Origin of the sequence: Oceanispirochaeta sp., assembly GCF_027859075.1 — a bacterium.
In the GTDB taxonomy this organism is placed as follows: Bacteria; Spirochaetota; Spirochaetia; order DSM-2461; family DSM-2461; genus Oceanispirochaeta.
Genome location: NZ_JAQIBL010000066.1, coordinates 1 through 4,668, shown reverse-complemented (window position 1 = coordinate 4,668; position 4,668 = coordinate 1). Strand labels below are relative to the sequence as shown.

Sequence of the window (4,668 nt, the reverse complement as noted above, 5' to 3'; positions counted from 1 at the left end):
GCTTAGTCTCTGTACACTCATATTCATTAATGCTTCCTCAATATGCCTGTGATCGTTTAAGTCTTGTTGCCTGTTCTTTCTGAATGCAAAGATCTAAAAGCTGGCTTACATCGATTATCAGAGAAACCGTTCCATCTCCCAGGATGGTTGCTCCGGCTATTCCCGGAGAATTGGTATATTTATCTTTTAATGGTTTGATGACTACATCTTCTTCACCAATCAATGAGTCTACCATGACTCCCATTTTTTTGTCTCCGCTGCCGACTATAACAATGAAGTTGTAATCCTCAGATTCCTCTGTATTCAATCTGAATAAGCGATTCATCCTGACAAGAGAAATAACATCATCTCTCACATTGAATACTTCATGGTTATCAATGATCTTGATTTCTTCAGGCTTTATTCTGTGACTTTCAATAACACTGGTGATCGGAATGGCATAAACTTCTGTTCCAACACGGACAAGAAGTCCCTGTATTATGGCAAGAGTCAAAGGCAGTTTTATAATGAAACGAGTGCCCTTATTCCTGGTCGATAGTACTGTGACGGTTCCATTCAGTTTCTCAATCTCTTTCCTTACAACATCCAGTCCGACTCCTCTTCCCGAAATATTGGTTACTTCTTTAGCCGTTGAAAAACCAGGTTCAAATATAAGGTTAAAGGCCTCCACATCAGAGAGGTTTTTACTGGGATGAATAATGCCTCTGTCAATCGCTTTTCTTTTAACATTGTCGACATCAATACCGGCACCATCATCGGCAATTTCGATGACTATCATATTCCCTTCGTTACTGGCTTTCAGGAGAATCAGTCCTTCATCTGATTTACCCGCAGCAACTCTTACATCAGGGTTTTCAATACCATGATCCAGTGAATTCCTAACACAATGCATGAGAGGATCAAGAAGTTCTTCAATAACAGATTTATCCAGCTCTGTGTCCTCGCCCTCAATGGTGAGTTTAATATTTTTATTCAGTGATTTGGATAAATCTCTGACCAGACGGGGAAATCTCGAAAAAATCTGATTGATGGGAACCATTCTTATTTTAAGTATTGCCTCGTGCAAATCACCAGTATTTCTACCAAGATTTGCAGCTGTGCTTTTAAAGGTTCCCACAGTCTGCTTAAAATTACCCTCAAAGGAATCAAATATGGTAAAGAGGTCCTCATACTTTTCGTTGATTTCCTTTTTTATATCTTTGACCGATTTATTCTTATGAATATCTTCAAGATATTGGGGAAGATCGTCAAAGAGAGTCTTTAATTTTTCTTTAAAGCTGCTTTCAGCATTCTGAAGTTCATTCTGAATATCTGTAAAAGAGCTGTTAATCTGATTGAATGTCGCCTTGTTGATAACCGCCTCGCTGACAAGATTCAGCAGGTTATCTATTCTCTTGCTGTCTACTCGGAGAATGGAACCGCTGGTATCCTTGGATTTATTTTTATTGACAATCCCTTTCGTTGCCTTGCTGATTTCATTATTATTGTTTTCTTCAACGCTTCCTTCGGCTTTTTTCTCTTTTACTGACTCTTCTTTTTGCTTTTCCTGTGCAGCTGGCTGAAGTATAGTTTTTGGGGGGGCAACAGGCCGACTTATTTTTTCCTGTGATTGAACAGCTTTTTTTTCATTTCCTAAAATAATTGCTTCAACACCATCTGTAACTTCCCAAATAAAAGCCTCTGATTCGATTATAGCTGGGTCACTCTCAGATGAAATGTAATAGAGAACCTGAGGATGATATTCATCTTCATAAAGTTTATCAAATTCCGGAACGGTTTTGAGTATCTGTCCTAAGTTTTTAAGTTTGGCATAGACTTGAATACCGCCAACGGAATTCATGGGATTTGATTCATCAAAAGAAACGGCCACCTGAATTACAGGTAATCCACCAGCAGCATCTTTTAACTCAAGAACATCATACTCTGAGAGTTCCGGAGTTTGAGAAGAAATTTCCTTTTTATCCAATGTTTCTGAGCCAACCGGAAGGGCTGCCCCAGCTTTCTTCCCTTCACTGAGAGATTTCAAAGTTTTTTTAAGACTGGATATATCATCTTCATAGACTGTTCCGCCGCTTCTTGCCAGGAGCATCTCTTTGATTACATCTATGGATGCTAATAAACTGTCGATGACCTGTTCATTTATTTTTATTTTATCACTACGGATTTCATCGAGTAGATCTTCAACAAGGTGAGTGAAATCAGCCAGTTCAGACATTTGAACAGTAGCCGCCCCTCCTTTCAGGGTATGGGCAGCTCTGAATATTTCATCAATTGAATCATGATCTTCAGGGTTGTCTTCAATAGCCATTATATTATGTTCTAGCAGTTCAACCTGAGAATTGGCTTCATAAAAAAAGTCTTTTAATAATTCTTCATTATTAGGATCAAGGTAATCACTCATGATTGCACTCTCGCTTTTTGATTGTGATGGATCATATCAATTATTTTACAATAAAAATATTATACCTTCTATACAAAGATAAGACTTATTATACAGCTTTAAAAGCTGGATTGTAAATAATTTAAAAGTCATTATCTTAATGACATAGATTAAATGCCTGTCTTTGACAGAATATTCTAAGCAGATGGAGCATATCATACGAAAATCAAAGGGAGACATAATTATTAAAAGGCTTTATAGAATGAAAAAAATACTTTTCCCTGTTTTTCTGTTCTTCATTAGTTTCCAGGTGATCCCTTATGAGACCGGATTTTCAACCCAATTCGGTAATTTTGGTTTATCTGAGTATGACAGCAGCTCGACTACTTATATTCCTTATTTCCAATGGGGGTCAAATCTCTATTATTTCGATCAGGCGGAAGACAATGATAATCTTCAATATGGTTTTATACTGGATCGAAATGCCATTAAGGGATATAGTCTTTCATCTGAATTGAGATTTATTCAGCCTTATTATTCAATCGCCTTTGGTCCTGTGTTTGGCCTTATCAATGAATCAGTCTCACTGATTAAACCTGGTTTCTCAGGAAGACTCAGTGGAGAAATACCCGGAAGGGGATTTCTTGAGATTGGCGGGGACATGATTCCAGCTCAATTTGCCGGAGCCAAGAATGACTACAGTACATACACCGGGTATTATACTTTTGGTTTTTATTTGAAACAGGATCATATCCTCTGTTATTTTACACAAAAGCTGGATAATTATTCTCATTTGTCAGGAACAGACCCGTACACTGACAGTCTCCTTTCTTATAACTTTTATGCTGATTTCTATGAAAAAGGATCCATATTTAAGGTGAAAACGAAAATGGGTTACGAGATTATAAACAGAACCTTCAGTGACTCCAGTACAATTGAGATCAAAAACATCCTCTTCGGAATTCAGACAGACTTCTATATCAATTCATCTGCCACAGTATTTCTGGGTTTGGATAACAAGATCTATCCATCTTCATATGGTTCAATCGAACTGAATGATGTTCCAACCTATCTGATAACTGTTATATCAGGATTTAAATGGAATCCATAAAAAAAAGACCCCTTTCGGGGTCTTTATGTTAAAGAGCAGAGATTCGGCTCAATAGGATTATTCTGTTGGGGCAGCAGGTTCTGCTACATCTTCATCAGAATGCATCTTCTGAGTTTCCAGGTATCGGAGAACCTGAACATTACCCAGTCTTTTGAGTTCAGAGTTTCTTCTGGCCTCTTCTCTATCTGCAAGGATACTCCATGTAGATTCATGGTCAATGTCAGAGTTGAGAACATCAAGAACAGCCTGATCATAAATGATACTGACGTCTTTAATGTAAGAGATGAAATCTCCACCTTCCTGCATAGCATCTCTATAGACATAGATGCTGTCCAGAGTCAGCGAAGGCTGACTTCTGGGGTATAGTGGATCATTTCTCATTTCTCTATTTCTGATTTCAGAAATGTAGTTGGGATTCTGCCATTCCAGCTCTCTCCAACCGTCAAAGTTAAGATAACTCATGAAAATAGACTGTGTGTTTTCTCTAGAATCACGGAATACAAGTCCGAGGCCCATAGGAAAGTTCATTCCATAGACACGCACTTTCACCGATTTAAGAACACCTACATTCTTAACCACACCATAACCTGAGAACTGATCACCTTTAACAGGTTGATCTTCTACAGAACTGGTAGCGTATGCAGGAATCTCAAAAGGGGGTTTAACCATGGCATATGCGTTAAAGGAGCCTTCAGGGAAATGGACTCGAATACCCATAACCTGATCACCCGCAGTTGCAAAATTATTCACGTCGTTCTGGACGGGAACACCAAGTACGTAGGAAAGAGAGTTGTTTACTACAGTCTGTGCAGAAGATGTAAGCTCAACTTCCCAGTTGGGAACAAGGAGAGAAGTCTGCATAGCAGCCTTTTCTTCTTCAGTGTAGCGTGTACCTGCTACTGTACTGAAATCCATTAATGTGGCCTTGTTCTGTCCCTGATAGTCATCAATCAGGTCTGAGAAGTTAATCATAACTGTTTCTTCAGCAAATACTGAGCCAGTCAGGAAAAAAACTGCCAAAAACAAGAGTGTGAAGAACCGTTTCATTCATAGCTCCTTTAAAAATCAATTCATATTATTTATAAACAAAATTATACAGATGCCTACATGTTTGTCAACGATTTAAAATTTTTTTTCCTCATTCAGGAGTCTATTTTTTCCGATTCATTAAAGAATC

General features: G+C 38.2%; 3 protein-coding genes. 1 reads left to right on the top strand and 2 read right to left on the bottom strand.

Features of this window, described 5'->3' with window-relative positions:
* Positions 1-37: 37 nt before the first annotated feature.
* Positions 38-2,401, bottom strand: a complete 2,364-nt coding sequence (locus tag PF479_RS03600; RefSeq protein WP_298002302.1) for a chemotaxis protein CheA — start codon at positions 2,399-2,401, stop codon at positions 38-40.
* Between the two features lie 241 nt (positions 2,402-2,642).
* On the opposite strand from PF479_RS03600, the gene PF479_RS03595 reads away from it, so the two are divergent.
* Positions 2,643-3,491, top strand: coding sequence for a hypothetical protein (locus tag PF479_RS03595; RefSeq protein ID WP_298002299.1), 849 nt, complete (start codon positions 2,643-2,645; stop codon positions 3,489-3,491).
* A gap of 57 nt (positions 3,492-3,548) precedes the next feature.
* On the opposite strand, the gene PF479_RS03590 is transcribed toward PF479_RS03595, so the two are convergent.
* Positions 3,549-4,538, bottom strand: a complete 990-nt coding sequence (locus PF479_RS03590; protein WP_298002298.1) for a flagellar filament outer layer protein FlaA — start codon at positions 4,536-4,538, stop codon at positions 3,549-3,551.
* Positions 4,539-4,668 lie beyond the last annotated feature (130 nt).